Here is an 18,651-nt window from a genome sequence, read left to right as displayed (position 1 = left end):
GTGACGACCGAGACGCGCATGCTGTCCGGGCGTTACCGCATCGGTGAGCTCATCGGCAAGGGCGGGATGGCGAGCGTCTACCGCGGGTTCGACACGATGCTCGAGCGCGAGGTGGCGATCAAGATCCTCTCCCGCGAGCTGGCCGAGGATGCGGCGTTCCGCACGCGCTTCCGCCTCGAGGCCCAGTCGGCCTCGCGCATGACGCACCCGTCGATCGTGCGTGTGTTCGACGCCGGTGAAGACACCGAGTCCGCGGCCGACGGATCGACGCGGTCGGTGCCGTACATCGTCATGGAACTCGTCGACGGGCGGCTGCTGAAGGACGTCATCGCGGCGGGCCCGGTGCCGGTCGACGACGCGCGACGCTACGTCGACGGCATCCTCGAGGCGCTCGAGTTCTCCCACCGGGCCGGCGTGGTGCACCGCGACATCAAGCCCGGCAACGTCATGGTGCTCCCCGACGGCGGCGTGAAGGTCATGGACTTCGGCATCGCCCGCGCGGTGTCCGACTCCTCCTCCACCGTGGCCGAGACGACGACGATCCTCGGCACGGCCGCGTACTTCTCGCCCGAGCAGGCCAAGGGCGAGCCGGTCGACGCGCGCGCCGACCTGTACTCCACCGGCGTCGTCCTGTACGAACTGCTCACCGGGCGGCCGCCGTTCCGTGGCGAATCGCCCGTCGCGGTGGCGTACCAGCACGTGAGCGAAGCGCCCCTCCCGCCGTCGGAGCTCGAGGAGACCACCCCGCGCGCCATGGACGCGGTCGTGCTGCGCGCCCTCGCGAAGGATCCCTTCCAGCGGTTCCCGGATGCGGCGACCTTCCGCGCCGCGCTCGACGGCGCCGTCGAGGGGCGACAGCCGAGCAAGAAGCAGCTGGGCGCCCTCACGAGCGAGCTGTACGGGCCGAACCCGCGGCACGCGGCCGAGACCGCGCGGTCGCTGCGGCAGCTGAGCACCGATACGACCATGCGCCGCACGCAGTCGGGGCCGCCCGTGGCGTGGATCTGGGCGGGTGTCGCTTTCATCGCGGTGCTGCTGGTGTCGGTGCTGTTCTGGGTCGTGACGATCCAGCCGCGCGACCAGGTTCCCGGTAACGCCCGCGTCGTGCCCGACGTGTCGGATGTCGCGTGGGAGCGCGCGGAGGAGCTGCTCACCGCGCAGGACCTCACTCCCGTGCGCGAGGAGGAGACGAGCAGCACCGTCGCGGCGGGCAACGTCATCCGTACCGACCCGGCCGCCGGGGTCTCCGTCGCCACCGGCGAGGAGATCACCGTGTACGTCTCGCGCGGCGTCGAGACCTCGACCGTTCCCACGCTCGTGGGCCTCTCCGTGGACGCGGCGCGCGAGGCGATCACCGCCGCCGGACTGACGGAGGGCGCGATCCGGCAGCAGAACGACCCCACCTCCGCGGCGGGCACGGTGCTCGAGAGCGATCAGGCCTCCGGAGCGTCGGTGCCGAAGGGCACCGCGGTGAACCTCGTCGTCGCGACCGGCCGCGTCGTGATCGTCGACTACACCGGCTACACGATCGACGCCGCGACACGCGAGCTGCAGTCGCCCGAGATCGGACTGACCGTGCGCACCGAGGAGGACCCGTCGTGCCCGAAGGCACCGACACCCACCGTGGCGCGCCAGTCACTGCCGCCGGGCGAGGTGCCGATCCGGTCGGAGATCGTCCTCACCACCTGCACGGGCTGACGCGCCGAGAGCTCCCGCTCACGCGCCGGGAGCGAGCGGATGCAGCGCGGCGCCGCGCGCGTCGGCGCCGGGGAGCCCCGCGCGCGCGAGCCAGTTGCCGAGGAGCCGGTGCCCGCCCTCGGTCAGCGCGCTCTCCGGGTGGAACTGCACGCCCACGAGGGGGAGCGCGCGGTGGGCGACGCCCATGATGACCCCCGAATCGGTGACCGCCGTCACCTCGAGCTCACGGGGGAGCGTCTCGGGGACGATCGCGAGCGAGTGGTAGCGCGTCGCGGCGAAGGGCGACGGCAGGCCGCGGAAGACGCCCTCCCCGTCGTGTCGCACGACGGAGGTGAGCCCATGCATGAGCTCGGGTGCGTGCGCGACCGTCGCGCCGAAGGCCACGCCGAGCGCCTGATGCCCCAGGCACACGCCGAGGAGCGGTGTCGCCGCATCCGCCGCCGCTCGCACGACGTCGATCGACGCCCCCGCGTGCTCCGGGTCGCCGGGTCCGGGCGAGACCAGCACGGCGTCGACGGCGCGCACGAGCGCGGGCACCTCGTCGGCGGCGAGCGCATCGGCCTCGACGACCGTCACGTCGGCGCCGAGCTGCCGCACGTAGCCGGCGAGGGTGTGCACGAAGCTGTCGTGGTTGTCCACGACGAGGACGCCGAATCCGGTCACTCGACCGTGACCTCCTGCGGGTTGACGTACTGGCTCACCCACGGGAAGACCCACGTGAACAGGGCGTAGACGACGGCCGCGACGATCGCGAGCACGATCAGCAGCCGTACCCACCACGGGCCGGGAAGCACTCGCCACAGCGCGCCGTACATCACGACACCGCCGTCGTGAGCGAGGCCGGCGGCCCGTCGGCGCGCGGCGTGAACGACTCGAAAAGTCCGTACGCGACGATCCGCTCGGTCATCGCGTACATGGGGCTGCAGCTGGTCATGGTGATGTAGCGGCCTCCGGCCGGGACGTCGGGCTTGCGGGGCACGTCGAGCAGCACGTCCACCGAGTCGGGCGTGACGTACTCGAGCGTGCGGAACCGGTACGTGTACCAGCCTTCCTGCGTCTCGACCACGATCGCGTCGCCCACGTGCAGGTCGGCGATGCGGTTGAAGGGCTTGCCGAACGTCGTGCGATGCGCGGCGAGCGCGAAGTTCCCGACCTGGCCGGGCATCGCCGTATCCGGATAGTGTCCGATCCCGATCGGGTCGAGCGTGCGCGGGCGGGAGACACCACCGGCGATCGGCACGTGGTAGTCGGGTCCGAAACGCGGGATCCACATGACGCCGAACGTCTCGGCGTCGGCCGGCTGCGGCAGCACGGGCGGCTCGACGACGATCGGAGCTGCCGCGTCGGCGGGCGCCGATGCCGAGGGCGTGGGGCTCGCCGCATCCGGCGTCGACGCGGCCGCCTGCTGCTGCCACTCCTGGGACAGCTCGGCGCCGACCTGGTTCTTCTCCGCGGCGTAGATGAGGTCGCCGATCCACATCTGCCACGCGACGTAGAGCAGCACGACGACGCCGACCGTGATCAGCAGCTCGCCGATGACGCCGATCACCGAGACACGACGACGCGGACGCGCGCGCTGCGCGCGCCGGGAAGGTGGTGCCGCGGTGGTGTGCACGGTGCGATCCTACGGCTCGGAGGTATGCGCGGGCTGCCAGTTAGACTGTCGGGCATGGCACGAACGAGCAACGGCGACGACCCGATCGCCGCGCGCGGCGATCGGGAATCCGCGCCCAACCCGGCATGGTTCCTCCCCGTGATGATCGGCCTGATGCTGGTCGGTCTGGCATGGGTGCTCGTCTTCTACCTGAGCAGCATGCAGTTCCCGATCCCGGGCATCGGCGCGTGGAACCTCGTCATCGGTTTCGGCATCGCGTTCATCGGGTTCCTGATGACCATCCGCTGGCGATAATTACACCGGTGTCATTCCTCCACACGTGTGGATGGAACTGTGGATAACTCCGGCTCTCAGCCGTAGATCACGGGCGGCAGCGCCAGCAGCGTCACCATGAGGGCGCCGAAGCCCACCAGCAGTCCGATCTGCAGCGGTCGCTGCGTGCGACGCCGCGTGCGGGCATAGATGAAGCCGATCGCCGCGCCGGCAATGAGGCCGCCGAGGTGCGACTGCCACGAGATCTGGATCGCCTGCAGCGCACCCGCGAACGAGCCGGTGCCGATCGCCGACACGAGTGCGAGCACGAACGGCAGCGCGAAGTTGATCGCGATCAGGATCGCGATGACGCGGATGTTCGCCCCGAGATGCCGTCCGATCACGAGCAGTGCGCCGAAGAGGCCGAAGATGGCGCCCGACGCGCCGACGACCGGCACGTTCGGCGCCAGCAGCGCCACCGCCACCGAGCCGCCGACCGCGCTCAGGAGGTAGAGCACGAGGAATCTCGAGCGACCGAGGAGTGGCTCGAGGCTGCGGCCCATGAACCACAGGGCGAGCATGTTGAGGCCGATGTGCCAGAACCCGCTGTGCACGAGCGTGACCGTCACGAGCCGCCACGGCTGGAAGACGCCCGTGATCTGTGGATACAGCGCCGGGGCGTAGAAGGACAGTGCGTTGTCGACGGAAGTGCCGACACCCGGGATGAGGGTCACGACGAAGACGAGCGCCGTCACCGCGATGATCACGAGCGTCACGACCGGCCGGCCGGAGCCGACAGCGGCCATGGGCGTCGACGCGCGCGACCACCGGCGCTCGGCCTTCTTCTGCGCGGGCGTGCGCTGCGCGCGCTGCTCCGCGAGACACTCCGGACAGATCACCCCGACCGCGGCGGGGGTCTGGCACTCGGGACAGATCGTCCGCAGGCACCGCTGGCACAGCACGAAGCTCTGCCGGTCGGGATGCCGGTAGCAGAAGTTGTCGCTGTTGCGCTGGAACTCGTCGGTGGTCACTCCGGGTCCCCAGGTCGGCGGATGATCGCGCGGCGAGGCGTCAGAGCGCGGTGACGTCGATCGAGCTGATGAGGACGGGCTCGATCGGACGATCGCCGGCGGCGGTGGGGACGGCGGCGATCGCGTCGACGACGGCCTTGGACGCGTCATCCGCGACCTCGCCGAAGATCGTGTGCTTGCCCTGCAGCCACGGGGTCGGGTCGGTCGTGATGAAGAACTGCGAGCCGTTGGTGCCCTCGGCCTTGCCGGTCAGGGCGTTGCGGCGCAGACCCGCGTTGGCCATGGCGAGCTTGTACGGGGTCTGGAAGTCGAGCTCGGGGCTGATCTCGTCGTTGAACGTGTAGCCGGGACCGCCCACGCCCTGGCCGAGCGGGTCGCCGCCCTGGATCATGAAGCCCGGGATGATGCGGTGGAAGATCACGTCGGTGTAGAGCGGGCCCTCGCCGGGCTGACCGGTCGCGGGGTGGGTCCAGGCCTGCGAGCCGTCGGCGAGACCGATGAAGTTCTGCACCGTGCGCGGCGCCTGGTCGCCGAAGAGATTGACGACGATGTCGCCGTGATTGGTGTGGATGGTCGCGACCGCGGAGGGAGAAGGCATGGGTACATTCTCGCAGAGTTATCTGCAAGCCCCTCGGGTGCGCTGAGGGTCGGTCTGGCAAGATGGGCGCAGGACATCCCATCGACCGGGAGGGCAAGACCGTGAGCCTCAGCCGCAAGAGCAAGAAGGAGCTGCGCAAGCTCCGCAAGCACGCCGCGAAGGTGTGGGAGTCGCAGCAGGTGCTCCTCGGTGAGGGTGCCGACGTCGCCCGCGAAGCCGGCCGCGCCGTCGGCAACTACAGCCGCGAGCAGGTCGTGCCCGCGGTCAAGGACTCATACGACCGCTACGCGGCCCCGTACGTGGACAAGAGCGTGAAGTACTCGCGCCACGTGCTCAGCGACAAGGTCGTCCCCACCGCGGGCGCGCTCGTGGGCGGAGCCATGTCGGTGTGGGATGCGGCGAACGACACCCGCGCGCGCCTGGCGAAGGGCCGCGGCTTCGAGCTGGACACCAAGAAGTACGCCAAGAAGGCCGACAAGTACGGCAAGCAGGCGACCAAGAAGCTCGCGAAGAAGCTCGAGCCGCAGCGCTCGGGGATCGGCGCCGGCGGCGTCATCGCGATCCTCCTCGGCATCGCCGCGGCAGCCGGCGTCGTCTACGCCGCTTGGCAGACGCTGCGCGCCGACGACGAGCTGTGGGTCGCGGACGACCCGCTGCGCGCTCCCGACGCGTGAGCGAAGACCCCACCGAACGCGTCCGAGCCGCCGCCGCCGCGCGCGGGCTCGACGTCGAGATCGTGGCGCGCCCGGCCGCGCACACCCTCGCCGAGGCGGCCGCGCTCTTGGGGCTGCATCCGTCGGGCATCGTCAAGACGCTCGTGGTGAAACGCTCCGACGATACGTATCTGTTCGCCCTCGTGCCCGGTGACCGCGCGATCTCGTGGCCGAAGCTGCGGGCCGTCGTCGGCGTCAACAAGCTGCAGCTCCCCGACCCGCAGCGGGCGCTCGAGGCGACCGGCTACGAGCGCGGCACGATCGTGCCGATCGGCAGCGCGACCGACTGGCCGGTGTTCGCGGACGAGCGGATCGTCGGCCAGCGCGTCGCGCTCGGCGCCGGAGCACACGGGTACAGCCTGTTCGTCGACGCCGACGCGCTCATCGCCGCGTACGACGCGACGGTCGCCGACATCACGATGGAAGCGCCCGCTTAGCGCAGGTCCGCCATCCGCAGCGCGATGTCGACGAGCTTGACGCGCTGCAGGCGCTGCACGTCGTCGAGCGTGAACCACTCGGCGCGGTCGGTCGAGCCGTCGACCTCGTTGCGAAGCCGTCCGCCCGTGGTGTGCGCGCGATAGACGATGCGCAGCGTGTGGAGCGGACTCGCGTCGCCGCTGATGCGGTCGGCGGCGGGGATGACGCGGGAGTGGATTCCGAGGAGCGCATCGAGGGCGACCCGATAGCCGGTCTCCTCCCGCACCTCGCGCCGCGCGGCGTGCTCCGGATCTTCGCCGGCCTCGAGTCCGCCGCCGGGCAGGGTCCACGCGGCGTGGCGCCCTTCGTTCCAGTGGGCGAGCAGCAGACGGCCGTCGTCATCCGTGATGACCGCATAGGCCGCGACCCGCATGTCCATGGACCCTCACCCTAGCGGCGCGGGCGTGCCGCTGCCGAGACCCGGCGGGCGTCAGCCGAGCAGGCGATGCCGGAAGGTCGCGCCCTCCCGCCTCGGCAGCCGCCCTCGCTCTCGCAGGATCGGCAGGACCGCGTCGCCGAACGCCGCGACGTCGCGCGTGCCGAACACCGGCTCGAGGAGGAACCCGTCCACACCCGCCTCGTCGGCCAGCCGCTCGACGCCGTCGGCGACCGTCGCGGCGTCGCCCACGAGCCGGAACCCCCGGGTGCCTTGGCCCTTGAGCGAGTCGAGGATCTCCCGCACCGTCGGTGCGGGGCTGCCGGGCGTGCCCAGGAAACGCTCGATGTTGCTGGTGCCCAGCTGCCCCACCGGGCCGCCTGCCTCGAGGACCTGGTGCAGCGTGCGATCGGGGTCGAGGCTGCGCAGGTCGATGCCGGTGTTGCCCGCGTAGAGCGTCGCGACGACGTCGTCGTCCTGCAAGGCGTCGAACTCGCGGGCGAGCTCCTCGCCGCGCTCTATCGTCTCCGCGACGATCGCCGTGAGGCCGACCATGACGACGGGCGCGGGGCGCCCCGCGGCGGCCGCACGCGCGCGGATGTCGTCGGTGTTGCGGCGGGTGTGGGCCGGACTCGTCGCCTGCACGAACACGCACTCGGCGTGCGTCGCGGCGAACGCGCGGCCGGCCGGCGACGTGCCGGCTTGGAACAGCACGGGGGTGCGCTGCGGTGTCGGCGGCGCACCGAAGTACCCGCGAGAGCGGTAGTGCTCACCCTCGAACATCGTGCGATGCACGCGCGCCGCATCCGCATAGACGCCGGTGGCACGGTCGGCGACGAGCGCACCGTCGTCCCACGCGTCCTCCCAGTACGCGCGGGCGAGTCGGACGAACTCGTCGGCCAACGCGTACCGGACGTCGTGCGGCATGAGGGCCTCGTGTCCGAACAGCTCCGCGACGGCGTTCTGGGACGCGCCGGTGACGATGTTCCAGCCGATCCGACCGTTCGAGACGAGGTCGAGCGTCGAGAATCGGCGCGCGAGCTGCACGGGGTGGTCGATGCCGGTCGTCGCCGTCACCACGAACCCGAGCCGGTCGGTCGCCGCCATGAGCAGCGGCAGGAGCGTGGCCGGGTCGTAGCCCGAGAAGTTGATGCCCGACCGCACGGCCGCCGGCGCGATGTCGTCGCCGAGGATCGGGTAGCCGAACCCGTCGGCGAAGAAGAGGAAGTCGTACCCCGTCGCATCCATGAGCCGCGCGAGCCGCACCCAGTGCTGCGGGTCGGCGAACTCGATCGAGTCGCTGAGCGGATGCGGCCAGCTCACCGTGCCGCCCACCTGCGGCCCGAACACCTCGAAGACCCCGAACCGCAGCGCACCGCTCATCGCCCACCCTCCGGGTGACACGCTAGGCGTCGCGTGTTTCGCGCGCATGTCCGCCCTTCGGACGGCCCTTCCGCGCATGGTGGAGCCTAGGAGTCCCTCGCGCACTCCACCTGCCGCTGCGCGCAGGCGGAGCCTCCGCGCGAGGGGCCCATCGAACCCTCCGGGTTCGAATCGCTCAGCCCGATGATGCGCGGAAGGGCCGCCCTTCGGACGGCCCTTCCGCGCATGGTGGAGCCTAGGAGATTCGAACTCCTGACATCCTGCTTGCAAAGCAGGCGCTCTACCAACTGAGCTAAGGCCCCGGGGAGGTGAGTGGGGCTACCAGGACTTGAACCTGGGACCTCTTCATTATCAGTGAAGCGCTCTAACCGCCTGAGCTATAGCCCCGTACGACGAGGCACGAGAACCGTCGTCAACCTCGAAGACTTTACCCGAACCGCGGAGGAAATCCGAATCGGGTCAGTTCGACGTGAAGCCGACGAGCAGGCCGCCCGTCACCTTCACGGCGAGGTTGTAGATGCCCGCCACCACGGCGCCGAGCACCGTGACGACGATGAGGTTCAGGATCGCGACGATCGCCGAGAACGCGAGCACCTGCGGCAGGCCGATGAAGGTCGACAGTGTGAAGCTGCCGTCGGAGAAGCTGCTGAACAGCTCGTCGGCCTGACCGATGAGCCCCGTCGCGCTCACGACGAAGTACACGAGCACGAAGGACACGACCGTCACGATCGCGAGCGCCACGGCCGCGAGGAACGACAGCTTCACCGCCGACCAGAAGTCCACGTACACCAGTCGCAGCCGCACCTGCTTGGCGCTGGTCTTGTGGGTCGATTTCTTCGCGAGCTTGTCGGCTACCGTGCTCATGCGTCAGTACTCTCCTCGGGGGTGTCGGCGGAGGCGTCGGGGGCGGCCGCGTCGTCGGCGGCGGGGGTGTCGGCGAGGCCCCGCTCTCCGTTGCGTGCGATCGCGATGATCCGATCGTCTCCTCCCGCCCGGGCGAACACGACACCCATGGTGTCGCGGCCCTTGGCAGGCACCTCGGCCACGGAGGAGCGTACCACCTTGCCGCTGGCAAGAACCACAAGGACCTCGTCGTCCTCCGAGACGATCAGACCGCCCGCGAGATCGCCGCGGTCATCGCTCAGACGGGCCACCTTGATGCCCAGACCGCCGCGGTTCTGCATGCGGTACTGGTCGACCGAGGTGCGCTTGGCGTAGCCGCCCTCGGTGACGACGAAGACGTACTCGTCATCCTTCGCGACCGACGCCGAGAGCAGGCTGTCACCCTCGCGGAAGTCCATGCCCTTCACGCCCGAGGTCGAACGCCCCATCGGACGCAGCGCCTCGTCGGTCGCCGAGAAGCGCAGCGACATGCCGTGACGGCTGATGAGCAGGATGTCGTCGCCCTCGTCGACGAGCAGCGCGCTGACGAGCTCGTCGGATGCACCGTCCTCGACGGGTTCGCCGTCGTCGGAGACCTGACCGCGCAGCTTGATCGCGATGATGCCGCCCTGACGGTTGGTGTCGTACTCGGTGAGCCGCGTCTTCTTGACGAGCCCGCTGCGGGTCGCGAGGACGAGGTACGTCGCGACCTGGTAGTCGCGGATGTCGAGGATCTGCGCGATCTCCTCGTCGGGCTGCAGGGCGAGGAGGTTGGCGACGTGCTGACCCTTGGCGTCGCGACCGGCCTCGGGCACCTCGTAGGCCTTGGCGCGGTACACACGGCCCTTGTTCGTGAAGAACAGCAGCCAGTGGTGCGTCGTCGTGACGAAGAAGTGCTCGACGACGTCGTCCGCGCGCAGCTGCGCGCCCTTCACGCCGCGCCCGCCGCGGTGCTGCGAGCGGTAGTTGTCACTGCGGGTGCGCTTGATGTAGCCGTCGCGCGTGACGGTGATGACCATCTCCTCCTCGGGGATCAGGTCTTCCACCGACATGTCGCCGTCGTAGCCGGGCAGGATCTCGGTGCGGCGGTCGTCGCCGAAGCGGTCGACGATCGCGACGAGCTCGTCCCGGATGATCGTCCGCTGCCGCGTCGGGTCGACGAGGATGTCGTTGAGATCGGCGATCTTGGCCTCGAGCTCCGACGCCTCGTCCATGATCTTCTGGCGCTCGAGGGCCGCCAGGCGACGCAGCTGCATCGACAGGATCGCGTCGGCCTGGATGTCGTCGACGTCGAGGAGCTTCTTCAGCCCCTCGCGCGCCTCTTCGACCGTGGGCGAGCGGCGGATGAGCGCGATCACCTCGTCGAGCGCATCGAGCGCCTTGAGATAGCCGCGCAGGATGTGCATGCGCTTCTCGGCCTCGCGCAGGCGGAAGCGCGTGCGACGCACGATGACCTCGACCTGGTGGTCGATCCACAGCGTGATGAATCCGTCGAGCGGGAGCGTGCGCGGCACGCCGTCGACGATCGCGAGCATGTTCGCGCCGAAGTTCTCCTGCAGCTGCGTGTGCTTGTACAGGTTGTTCAGCACGACCTTCGCGACGGCGTCGCGCTTGAGCACGATCACCAGGCGCTGGCCGGTGCGTCCCGACGTCTCGTCGCGGATGTCGGCGATGCCGGTGATCTTGCCGTCCCGGGCGAGGTCGCCGATCTTCACCGCGACGTTGTCGGGGTTGACCTGGTACGGCAGCTCTGTGATCACGAGGCACGTGCGGCCCTGGATCTCCTCGACGTTCACGACCGCGCGCATCGTGATCGAGCCGCGACCGGTGCGGTAGGCGTCCTTGATGCCGCGCGTGCCGAGGATCTGCGCGGCGGTCGGGAAGTCGGGGCCGGGGATGCGCTCCATGAGCGCCTCGAGCAGCTCCTCGCGCGACGCATCCGGGTGCTCGAGCGCCCACACGGCGCCGGCGGCGACCTCGCGGAGGTTGTGCGGCGGGATGTTCGTGGCCATGCCGACCGCGATGCCGACCGAGCCGTTGACGAGCAGGTTGGGGAAGCGCGAGGGCAGGACCGTCGGCTCCTGCGTCTGCCCGTCGTAGTTGTCCTGGAAGTCGACGGTCTCCTCTTCGATGTCGCGCACCATCTCCAGCGCGAGGGGAGCCATCTTCGTCTCGGTGTACCGCGGCGCGGCCGCACCCTGGTTGCCCGGCGACCCGAAGTTGCCCTGACCGAGGGCGAGCGGATAGCGCAGCGCCCACGGTTGGACGAGACGCACGAGGGCGTCGTAGATCGGCGCGTCGCCGTGGGGGTGGTAGTGCCCCATGACCTCGCCGACGACGCGGGCGCACTTGGAGAACGACTTGTCGGGGCGGAACCCGCCGTCGTACATGCCGTAGATGACACGGCGGTGCACGGGCTTGAGGCCGTCGCGCACGTCGGGCAGCGCGCGCCCGACGATCACGCTCATCGCGTAGTCGAGGTAGCTGCGCTGCATCTCCAGCTGGAGGTCGACCTGGTCGATCTTGCCGTGGTCGTGGGCGGCGTTCGCGTCGGGGCGTTCTTCGTCAGACATGTCCACTCAGTTCTTCGATATCGCGGCGGCGCGCGTCAGATGTCCAGGAAGCGCACGTCCTTGGCGTTGCGCTGGATGAATCCGCGGCGGGACTCGACGTCTTCGCCCATGAGGATCGAGAAGATCTCGTCGGCCGACGCCGCGTCGTCGATGGTGACCTGGCGGAGCGTCCGCGTCTGCGGGTCCATCGTGGTCTCCCACAGCTCGTGGTCGTTCATCTCGCCGAGACCCTTGTAGCGCTGGATGCCGTTGTCCTTCGGGATCCGCTTGCCCGAGGCCTGGCCATCCACGAGCATCGCGTCGCGCTCGCGGTCGCTGTAGGCGTACTCGTGCGGCGAGTTGGACCACTTCAGCCGGTATAGCGGCGGCTGCGCGAGGTACACGTACCCGGCCTCGATGAGCCCGCGCATGTACCGGAAGAGCATCGTCAGCAGCAGCGTCGTGATGTGCTGGCCGTCGACGTCGGCGTCGGCCATCAGCACGATCTTGTGATACCGCGCCTTCGCGATGTCGAAGTCCTCGCCGATGCCCGTGCCGAAGGCCTGGATCATCGCCTGGACCTCCTTGTTGCCCAGGGCCCGGTCCAAGCGCGCGCGCTCGACGTTCAGGATCTTGCCGCGCAGGGCGAGGATCGCCTGCGTGTGCGGGTCGCGACCCTGCACCGCCGAGCCGCCGGCCGAGTCGCCCTCCACGAGGAAGATCTCGCTGATCGAAGGGTCCTTGCTCGTGCAGTCCTTGAGCTTGTCGGGCATCGCGGCCGACTCGAACACGCTCTTGCGCCGCGCGGTCTCACGCGCCTTGCGGGCGGCCAGCCGCGCGTTGGCGGCGTCGATCGCCTTGCGGATGATGTTCTTCGCCTGCACCGGGTTCCGGTCGAACCAGTCGCCGAGCCGATCGCCGACGACCTTCTGCACGAATGCCTTGGCCTCGGTGTTGCCGAGCTTCGTCTTGGTCTGGCCCTCGAACTGCGGCTCGGACAGCTTCACCGAGATCACCGCGGTCAGCCCCTCGCGCACGTCCTCGCCGGTGAGGTTGTCGTCCTTCTCCTTGAGGAGGTTGTTCGCGCGCGCGTAGCGGTTGACGAGCGTCGTGAGCGCCGCACGGAAGCCCTCCTCGTGCGTGCCGCCCTCGTGCGTGTTGATCGTGTTGGCGAACGTGAAGACGTTCTCGGTGTAGCTCGTGGTCCACTGCATCGCCATCTCGAGGGCGATGTGACGCTCGGTGTCCTCGGACTCGAAGTCGATGATCTCGTCGTTGACCACGTCGGCGCGGCGCACCTTGTTGAGGTACTCGACGTAGTCCACAAGACCGCGCTCGTACAGGAAGCTGTCGTGCGGGTGGTGCGGCGTCTCCTCGCCGTCGGCGTCGGCCTCGACCGACACGGCCTCGGGGCGCTCGTCCGTCAGGTCGATCCGCAACCCCTTGTTGAGGAACGCCATCTGCTGGAAGCGGGTGCGCAGGGTCTCGTAGTCGAAGTCGACCGTGTCGAAGATCGTCGGGTCGGGCCAGAACGTGATGGTCGTGCCGGTCTCGTCGCTCTGCTCACCGCGCTCGAGGGGTGCCTGCGGCACACCGCCGTCGCGGTACGACTGACGCCACACGTAGCCCTGGCGCTTAACCTCGACCTCGAGGCGCGTCGACAGGGCGTTCACGACCGACGAGCCCACGCCGTGCAGACCGCCCGACACCGCGTACCCGCCGCCGCCGAACTTGCCGCCGGCGTGGAGCACCGTCAGGACGACCTCGACGGTCGACTTGCCCTCGGTGCGGTGCATGTCGACCGGGATGCCGCGCCCGTTGTCGACGACGCGGACGCCGCCGTCGGGGAGGATCGTCACGAGGATCGCGTCGCAGTAGCCGGCGAGCGCCTCGTCGACGGAGTTGTCCACGATCTCGTAAACGAGGTGGTGCAGACCCCGCTCGCCCGTGGAGCCGATGTACATGCCGGGGCGCTTGCGCACGGCCTCGAGGCCCTCGAGCACCTGGATGGCGTCGGCCCCGTATTCGTTGGGAACCTTGACTGCGGGAGCGGAAGCGCTGGGTTCCTCGGGAACGCTGTCGGGGGTCACGGACGTCATAGGTTTCGAGCGCTCCACATCGGTCGGGACGAGTGCTCCCAGTCTACCGCGCCGAGGCGCCTCACGAGGCGTGTACGGCCCTGTGGCGCGATGAAATCGTCGCGGCCAGGCCCGAACGTGGTTCAGCCGTAGGTATCGCGCGGACCACGCCCTGGAATCGCTCTGGGACCCCATTTCCAAGAGGGGACGTCCGGCCCGATGAAACGGATCGACTCGACACCCGCTTCGGGGAAGCGCCGGATGATCTCCGACAGCACGTGCGCACGCATCAGCTGGAGCTGCTTCGCCCACGCCGTCGAGTCGGCCTGGACGGTCAGCAGCCCGTTGTCCAGGGCGACCGGACGGGTGTGACGAGCCGTCTCTTCGCCGGCCACCACCTCCCACGTGCGGGCCAAGTCGGCGCGGGCCAGCTGCGGCGCCCAGCCGGCGTCGCGCGTGAGGGAATCGAGCACGTCGCCCAGGCCGTGCGGGTCGCGGCCGGCGGTGAACGGCTGGTTCTCGTCGGATGCAGCCGTGCTGCGGACGCGTCGGCGCCGATAGCGGGAGGGCTCGAGGCCGCGCAGCCGCAGGTATGTCGCGAGCGTCTCGGGGACGTCGGGGGCGGGCTCAGGCATCGGCGCCGTCCAGGATGCGGCCCGCCTCTACCCGCACGATGCGTGCGCGCAGGCCGTCGGGGACGTCCTCCTCCACCGCGGAGGTGACGATCACCTGCTCGTATCCGCTCACGAGCTCCGCGAGGCGGGACCGGCGCCCCGCATCGAGCTCGGCGAACACGTCGTCGAGGATGAGCACCGGGTCGCCCAGGCGCGACTCCGCGCGCAGGAGCTCCGCCGACGCCAGGCGCAGGGCGAGGGCGACCGACCACGATTCGCCGTGCGACGCGTATCCCTTGACCGGGAGCCCGCGCACACGCAGCACGAGGTCGTCCCGGTGCGGGCCGACGAGCGTGAGCCCGCGCTCGAGCTCCGCCGCACGACGGGCGGCAAGGGCGGCGCGGAACTGGTCGGCGATGCCGCCGGGGCCTGCCGCGTCCGCCGCATCCGCCTCGTCCTCCTCGGGGTCGCCGCCGCGCACCGACAGCGCCCAGTCGAGCCGAGGCTCATGGTCGGCGCCCGCGATCGCGGCGTACGCGTCGGCCACGGGCGAGGCCAGGTCGGCCGCCAGGGCGAGCCGGGCCTGGATCACCTCCGTGCCGAGGGTCACGAGCTTGTCGTCCCACACGTCGAGGGTGGACAGCGCGTCGCCGCGGATGCCCCGCGCGCGGGCGGACTTGAGCAGCGCCGTGCGCTGCTTGAGGACGCGGTCGTAGTCGGCGAGCACCCCCGCGAGCCGAGGCGATCGCTGCGTGAGCAACGCGTCGGCGAACCGCCGGCGCGCGGACGGGTCGCCGCGGACGATCTGGAGATCCTCCGGCGCGAACAGGACGACCTGGGCGTATCTCGGCAGCTCGGCCGTGCGCACGTTGGCACCGTTCGCGCGCGCCTTGTTCGATCCGCTCCGGTTCAGCTGCAGCTCGAGCAGGACGCGCCGCTCGCCGTGGGCGAGGCGCGCGCGCACGATCGCCGCATCCGCGCCGTCGCGCACCATCGGCGCGTCGGACGACACCCGGTGCGAGCCGAGCGTGGCGAGATACGCGACCGCTTCGACGAGATTCGTCTTGCCCTGCCCGTTGCGGCCGACGAACACGTTCGGCCCGGCAGCCAGCGCGACGTCGGCGACCGCGTAGTTGCGGAAGTCGACGAGGGCGAGCTGCTCCACGATCACCCGACCACCCTAGTTCGGGCAGCGGACGCGCTCAGCGCAGCAGGAGGTTCGGCTGCAGCAGGTACTTGAAGGACTCGGCGCCGCCCTTGTCCACCGACGTCTGCGGCGTGATGAGCACGGGGCTGAGCTTGTTGGCGTTCTCGCTCGAGGTGAACGTGACGCGCGTGAATTCGCTGCGCACCGCGCCGAGGGACTCGAGCAGGTACTGCGGGTTCAGGCCGAGCGTGACGTCGTCGCCCTGGAGGGTCGCATCCACGGATTCGGTCGCACGCGCCTGCTCCGTGCCGGAGGCGTCCATCGAGACGCCCTCACCGGAGAACGTGAAACGCAGCGGCGCGGAGCGATCGAGGACGAGCGCCACGCGCCGCACGGCTTCGGCGAGCTCGGCGGTGTTGACGACCGCGTGGTGCTCGGTCTGCGCGGGGAACAGCCGCCGCACGGGCGGGAAGTTCCCCTTGATGAGCAGCGACGTGACGGTCTTGTTGCCCGCGGTGAACGCGATGATCTCGCGGTCGCCCGAGCCGGAGAACGCGATCGCGATGTCGTCGCCGTGTGCGAAGGTCTTGCCGACCTCCTGCAGCGTGCGCGCCGGGACGAGCGCCGTGATCGGCTCATCGCTCGTCGCCGCGCCGCCGTCCCACGGGATCTCGCGGAGCGCGACGCGATAGCGGTCGGTGGCGACCAGGCTCAGCGACGTACCGGTCACCTCGAGCTGCACGCCCGTCAGCACGGGCGTGACGTCATCGCGCGATGCGGCGAACGCGACCTGCGCGATCGCGGTGGCGAAGTCCTCAGCAGGTACGAGGCCCGAGCGACCCGTCACCTCGGGGATCGCGGGGTACTCCTGCACCGGCATCGACGCGAGGGTGAAGCGCGCCGACCCGCACGTCAGGAGGATGCCGCCGTCGTCGTCGACCGCGATCTGGATCGGGGCGTTGGGCAGGCGGCTCGCGATCTCCGAGAGCAGCCGGCCATGGACGAGGATCGTCCCCGGCTCGTCGACGGTCGCCTCGATCGTCGTGCGGGCCGACGCCTCGTAGTCGAAGGCAGCGAGCGAGAGGCCCTCGGGTCCCGCCTCGATGAGGACGCCCGCGAGAATCGGCTGAGGGTTGCGCTGCGGGAGGAGCTTGACGACGAAGGACACGGCTTCGCTGAACACATCACGATTGACGTGGAACTTCACGGACGCTCCCTCGACGGCGGCTCTGGCGTACCCATGCTAGTGCCCGCACCGAGCCGCTCCGGAAGCGGCCCGCTTCACCGTCGAGGTGATCGAATGTCATTCCTCGAAGGATTTCTCTTCATCTTGTTAACAGCTGTGGAAACTGTGGACAAGCCGGTGGATGCCTTTCGCCGCATGGGAACTACATCGGTGTGAGATGTGCACGCGATGCGGATGGGCTGCGGATGACCGACGCGTCGACGCATGCGCTACGGCGCGGCTTCCACAGCGGAGCGCAGCGGAACTCACAACGCTGCGGCGTGTCATCCACGGTTATCCACAGGTTTTCCACACTGTGCAGAACCGCATGATGACGGCACCGCCGGGGCGGTGTCAAGACGAGGTCGAGGTCGGGCGCGTCGCGCCGCAGATCAGCGCTGACGGCCGAGCTGCGTGGTGATCTCGGAGACCTGGTTGTAGATCGAGCGGCGCTCCTTCATGAGGTCGCTGATCTTCTTGTAGGCGTACATGACGGTGGTGTGATCGCGGTTGCCGAAGAGCTGGCCGATCTTGGGCAGTGACAGGCTCGTGCGCTCGCGGCACAGGTACATCGCGATCTGCCGTGCCGTCGCGATCGACTGCGAGCGGCTCGATCCGTAGAGGTCGTCGACCGACAGCTTGAAGTACTGCGCGGTCGCCGTGATGATGTCGGTCGGCGAGACGACGTTGGCATCGTCCTGGTCGACGATGTCGCGCAGCACGGTCTGCGCCAGCGACATGTCGAGGTTCGACCGGTTGAGGCTCGCGAACGCGGAGACGCGGATGAGGGCGCCCTCGAGCTCGCGGATGTTCGACGACACCACGGTGGCGATGTACTCGAGCACTTCGTCGGGGATCTGCAGCCGCTCGGACTGCGCCTTCTTGCGCAGGATGGCGATGCGCGTCTCGAGGTCGGGCGCCTGCACGTCGGTGATGAGACCCCACTCGAACCGGCTCCGCATGCGGTCTTCGAAGCCGGTGAGGTGCTTGGGCGGGACATCGCTCGTGATCACGACCTGCTTGTCGTGGTCGTGGAGGGTGTTGAAGGTGTGGAAGAACGCCTCCTGCGTCTCGGCGCGTCCCTGCAGGAACTGGATGTCGTCGATGAGGAGGATGTCGACGTCGCGGTAGCGCGCCTGGAACGCCGAGCCGCGGTTGTTCACGATCGAGTTGATGAAGTCGTTCGTGAACTCCTCGCTCGACACGTAGCGCACACGGATGCCGGCGTACATCGCGACCGCGTAGTCGCCGATCGCGTGCAGCAGGTGCGTCTTGCCCAGGCCCGAGTCGCCGTAGATGAACAGCGGGTTGTAGGCCTTCGCGGGCGCCTCCGCCACGGCGACCGCCGCGGCGTGCGCGAAGCGGTTGGACTGACCGATGACGAAGTTGTCGAACGTGTACTTCGGGTTCAGTCGCGTGTCGCTGCGGGATGCCGGCGACGCGGCCTCGCCCGCATCATCAGGTGCCGGTCGCGTCATCGCCGCCGGGGGCGCCGACGGGACGGTGGCGACCGGGGCGGGAGCCGAGAGGTGCGCATCGATCAGATCGGGGTTCACGGCGACACGGAACGTCGTCGCCGGCTCGGGGGCGTCGACCTTGGTGAGGGCCTCCATGAGGGGCAGCCGCAGCCGCTTGTTGATCTGCGCGGCCGTGAGGTCGTTCGGCACATCGAGGTAGAGCACCCCGGCATACACGCCGCTCGGGACCACGAGATTGAGGAACCCCTGCAGCTGCGGGGTCACACGCTCGTCCTGGAGCAGCTGATCGAGGACCGCGGGCCAGATGGGGACGTCTACGACATCGTGCGGTGACATGGTCCCCCTGGATGAGTCGGTGCGCGTCGAAGTGCGGGAGCGGTGTACCGAGCCTGTGGATAACTGACGGAGACACGCTAGCCAGCGACCGTTCGGAGAGCAAACCCCACTGTAGATCCGGCCCGCGTGTCCCGCTCGGGGTCATCCCCCCACCTGGGGATAATGTGCGCTCGCCCGCGCGCGGTTTGAGTTATCG

Annotated in this window: 18 protein-coding genes and 2 tRNA genes; 4 read left to right on the top strand and 16 right to left on the bottom strand. The window is 69.5% G+C overall.

Annotated elements, in window-relative coordinates; translation table 11 throughout:
• Window positions 1–18: 18 nt before the first annotated feature.
• Entirely contained in the window at window positions 19–1,698 is a 1,680-nt protein-coding gene (gene pknB / locus EI169_RS00095; RefSeq protein ID WP_205783898.1) for a Stk1 family PASTA domain-containing Ser/Thr kinase, read from the top strand.
• Window positions 1,699–1,716: 18 nt separating this feature from the next.
• Here pknB and EI169_RS00090 read toward each other — a convergent pair whose 3' ends face one another.
• The 3 genes from EI169_RS00090 to EI169_RS00085 are packed head-to-tail and all read right to left on the bottom strand — an operon-like array spanning window position 1,717 to window position 3,313.
• On the bottom strand, window positions 1,717–2,361 hold the full coding sequence (locus EI169_RS00090; RefSeq protein WP_125129849.1) for a gamma-glutamyl-gamma-aminobutyrate hydrolase family protein: 645 nt from the start codon (window positions 2,359–2,361) through the stop codon (window positions 1,717–1,719).
• Window positions 2,358–2,513 (bottom strand): DUF4175 domain-containing protein, encoded by a 156-nt coding sequence (locus tag EI169_RS16465; protein ID WP_164515522.1) that lies wholly within the window; start codon window positions 2,511–2,513, stop codon window positions 2,358–2,360. Before EI169_RS16465 ends, EI169_RS00090 begins: the two co-directional genes overlap by 4 nt.
• On the bottom strand, window positions 2,513–3,313 hold the full coding sequence (locus EI169_RS00085; protein ID WP_240640509.1) for a class E sortase: 801 nt from the start codon (window positions 3,311–3,313) through the stop codon (window positions 2,513–2,515). Before EI169_RS00085 ends, EI169_RS16465 begins: the two co-directional genes overlap by 1 nt.
• A 54-nt stretch (window positions 3,314–3,367) precedes the next feature.
• Here EI169_RS00085 and EI169_RS00080 point away from each other — a divergent pair, with 54 nt between their 5' ends.
• Window positions 3,368–3,607 carry a cell division protein CrgA gene (locus EI169_RS00080; protein ID WP_125129847.1) on the top strand — a complete coding sequence of 80 codons (240 nt, stop codon included), beginning with the start codon at window positions 3,368–3,370 and terminating at the stop codon, window positions 3,605–3,607.
• 56 nt (window positions 3,608–3,663) lie between these two features.
• On the opposite strand, the gene EI169_RS00075 is transcribed toward EI169_RS00080, so the two are convergent.
• A complete protein-coding gene (locus tag EI169_RS00075; RefSeq protein ID WP_125129845.1) occupies window positions 3,664–4,596 on the bottom strand; it encodes a rhomboid family intramembrane serine protease in 933 nt (310 codons plus the stop codon).
• Window positions 4,597–4,636: 40 nt separating this feature from the next.
• Window positions 4,637–5,194 (bottom strand): peptidylprolyl isomerase, encoded by a 558-nt coding sequence (locus EI169_RS00070; RefSeq protein ID WP_125129843.1) that lies wholly within the window; start codon window positions 5,192–5,194, stop codon window positions 4,637–4,639.
• Between the two features lie 101 nt (window positions 5,195–5,295).
• Between EI169_RS00070 and EI169_RS00065 the strand changes: the two genes are divergently transcribed.
• Window positions 5,296–5,868 (top strand): DNA helicase, encoded by a 573-nt coding sequence (locus EI169_RS00065; protein ID WP_125133247.1) that lies wholly within the window; start codon window positions 5,296–5,298, stop codon window positions 5,866–5,868.
• Complete coding sequence (locus tag EI169_RS00060; protein WP_125129841.1) at window positions 5,865–6,344, top strand: YbaK/EbsC family protein; 480 nt, start codon at window positions 5,865–5,867, stop codon at window positions 6,342–6,344. The genes EI169_RS00065 and EI169_RS00060 overlap by 4 nt, the downstream gene beginning before the upstream one ends.
• Here the strand turns inward: EI169_RS00060 and EI169_RS00055 are convergent.
• From EI169_RS00055 to dnaA, 11 genes are all read right to left on the bottom strand, one after another.
• Window positions 6,341–6,763: an NUDIX hydrolase gene (locus EI169_RS00055; protein WP_125129839.1), complete on the bottom strand. Its 423-nt coding sequence runs from the start codon at window positions 6,761–6,763 to the stop codon at window positions 6,341–6,343. The genes EI169_RS00060 and EI169_RS00055 overlap by 4 nt on opposite strands.
• Window positions 6,764–6,814: 51 nt before the next feature.
• Window positions 6,815–8,143, bottom strand: a complete 1,329-nt coding sequence (locus EI169_RS00050; RefSeq protein ID WP_164515387.1) for an NtaA/DmoA family FMN-dependent monooxygenase — start codon at window positions 8,141–8,143, stop codon at window positions 6,815–6,817.
• Between the two features lie 226 nt (window positions 8,144–8,369).
• Window positions 8,370–8,445: transfer RNA gene (locus tag EI169_RS00045), tRNA-Ala, on the bottom strand.
• Between the two features lie 11 nt (window positions 8,446–8,456).
• Window positions 8,457–8,530, bottom strand: a tRNA-Ile gene (locus EI169_RS00040).
• A 72-nt stretch (window positions 8,531–8,602) separates the two neighbouring features.
• Window positions 8,603–9,007 (bottom strand): DUF3566 domain-containing protein, encoded by a 405-nt coding sequence (locus tag EI169_RS00035; RefSeq protein WP_125129835.1) that lies wholly within the window; start codon window positions 9,005–9,007, stop codon window positions 8,603–8,605.
• The gene (gene gyrA / locus EI169_RS00030; protein WP_125129834.1) at window positions 9,004–11,598 is read right to left on the bottom strand and encodes a DNA gyrase subunit A; all 2,595 of its coding nucleotides are present in this window, start codon (window positions 11,596–11,598) and stop codon (window positions 9,004–9,006) included. Before gyrA ends, EI169_RS00035 begins: the two co-directional genes overlap by 4 nt.
• A 35-nt stretch (window positions 11,599–11,633) precedes the next feature.
• The gene (gyrB, locus tag EI169_RS00025; protein WP_125129832.1) at window positions 11,634–13,676 is read right to left on the bottom strand and encodes a DNA topoisomerase (ATP-hydrolyzing) subunit B; all 2,043 of its coding nucleotides are present in this window, start codon (window positions 13,674–13,676) and stop codon (window positions 11,634–11,636) included.
• 122 nt (window positions 13,677–13,798) lie between these two features.
• Window positions 13,799–14,290 carry a DciA family protein gene (locus tag EI169_RS00020; RefSeq protein ID WP_125129830.1) on the bottom strand — a complete coding sequence of 164 codons (492 nt, stop codon included), beginning with the start codon at window positions 14,288–14,290 and terminating at the stop codon, window positions 13,799–13,801.
• Window positions 14,283–15,440 carry a DNA replication/repair protein RecF gene (gene recF / locus EI169_RS00015; RefSeq protein ID WP_125129828.1) on the bottom strand — a complete coding sequence of 386 codons (1,158 nt, stop codon included), beginning with the start codon at window positions 15,438–15,440 and terminating at the stop codon, window positions 14,283–14,285. The genes EI169_RS00020 and recF overlap by 8 nt, the downstream gene beginning before the upstream one ends.
• A gap of 31 nt (window positions 15,441–15,471) precedes the next feature.
• Window positions 15,472–16,623, bottom strand: a complete 1,152-nt coding sequence (dnaN, locus tag EI169_RS00010) for a DNA polymerase III subunit beta (RefSeq protein WP_125129826.1) — start codon at window positions 16,621–16,623, stop codon at window positions 15,472–15,474.
• Between the two features lie 410 nt (window positions 16,624–17,033).
• Complete coding sequence (gene dnaA, locus EI169_RS00005) at window positions 17,034–18,455, bottom strand: chromosomal replication initiator protein DnaA (RefSeq protein ID WP_125129824.1); 1,422 nt, start codon at window positions 18,453–18,455, stop codon at window positions 17,034–17,036.
• Window positions 18,456–18,651 lie beyond the last annotated feature (196 nt).

Origin of the sequence: Microbacterium sp. 10M-3C3 (genome assembly GCF_003931875.1) — a bacterium.
Classification (GTDB): domain Bacteria; phylum Actinomycetota; class Actinomycetes; order Actinomycetales; family Microbacteriaceae; genus Microbacterium.
This window is presented reverse-complemented; position numbering and strand designations above follow the sequence as displayed.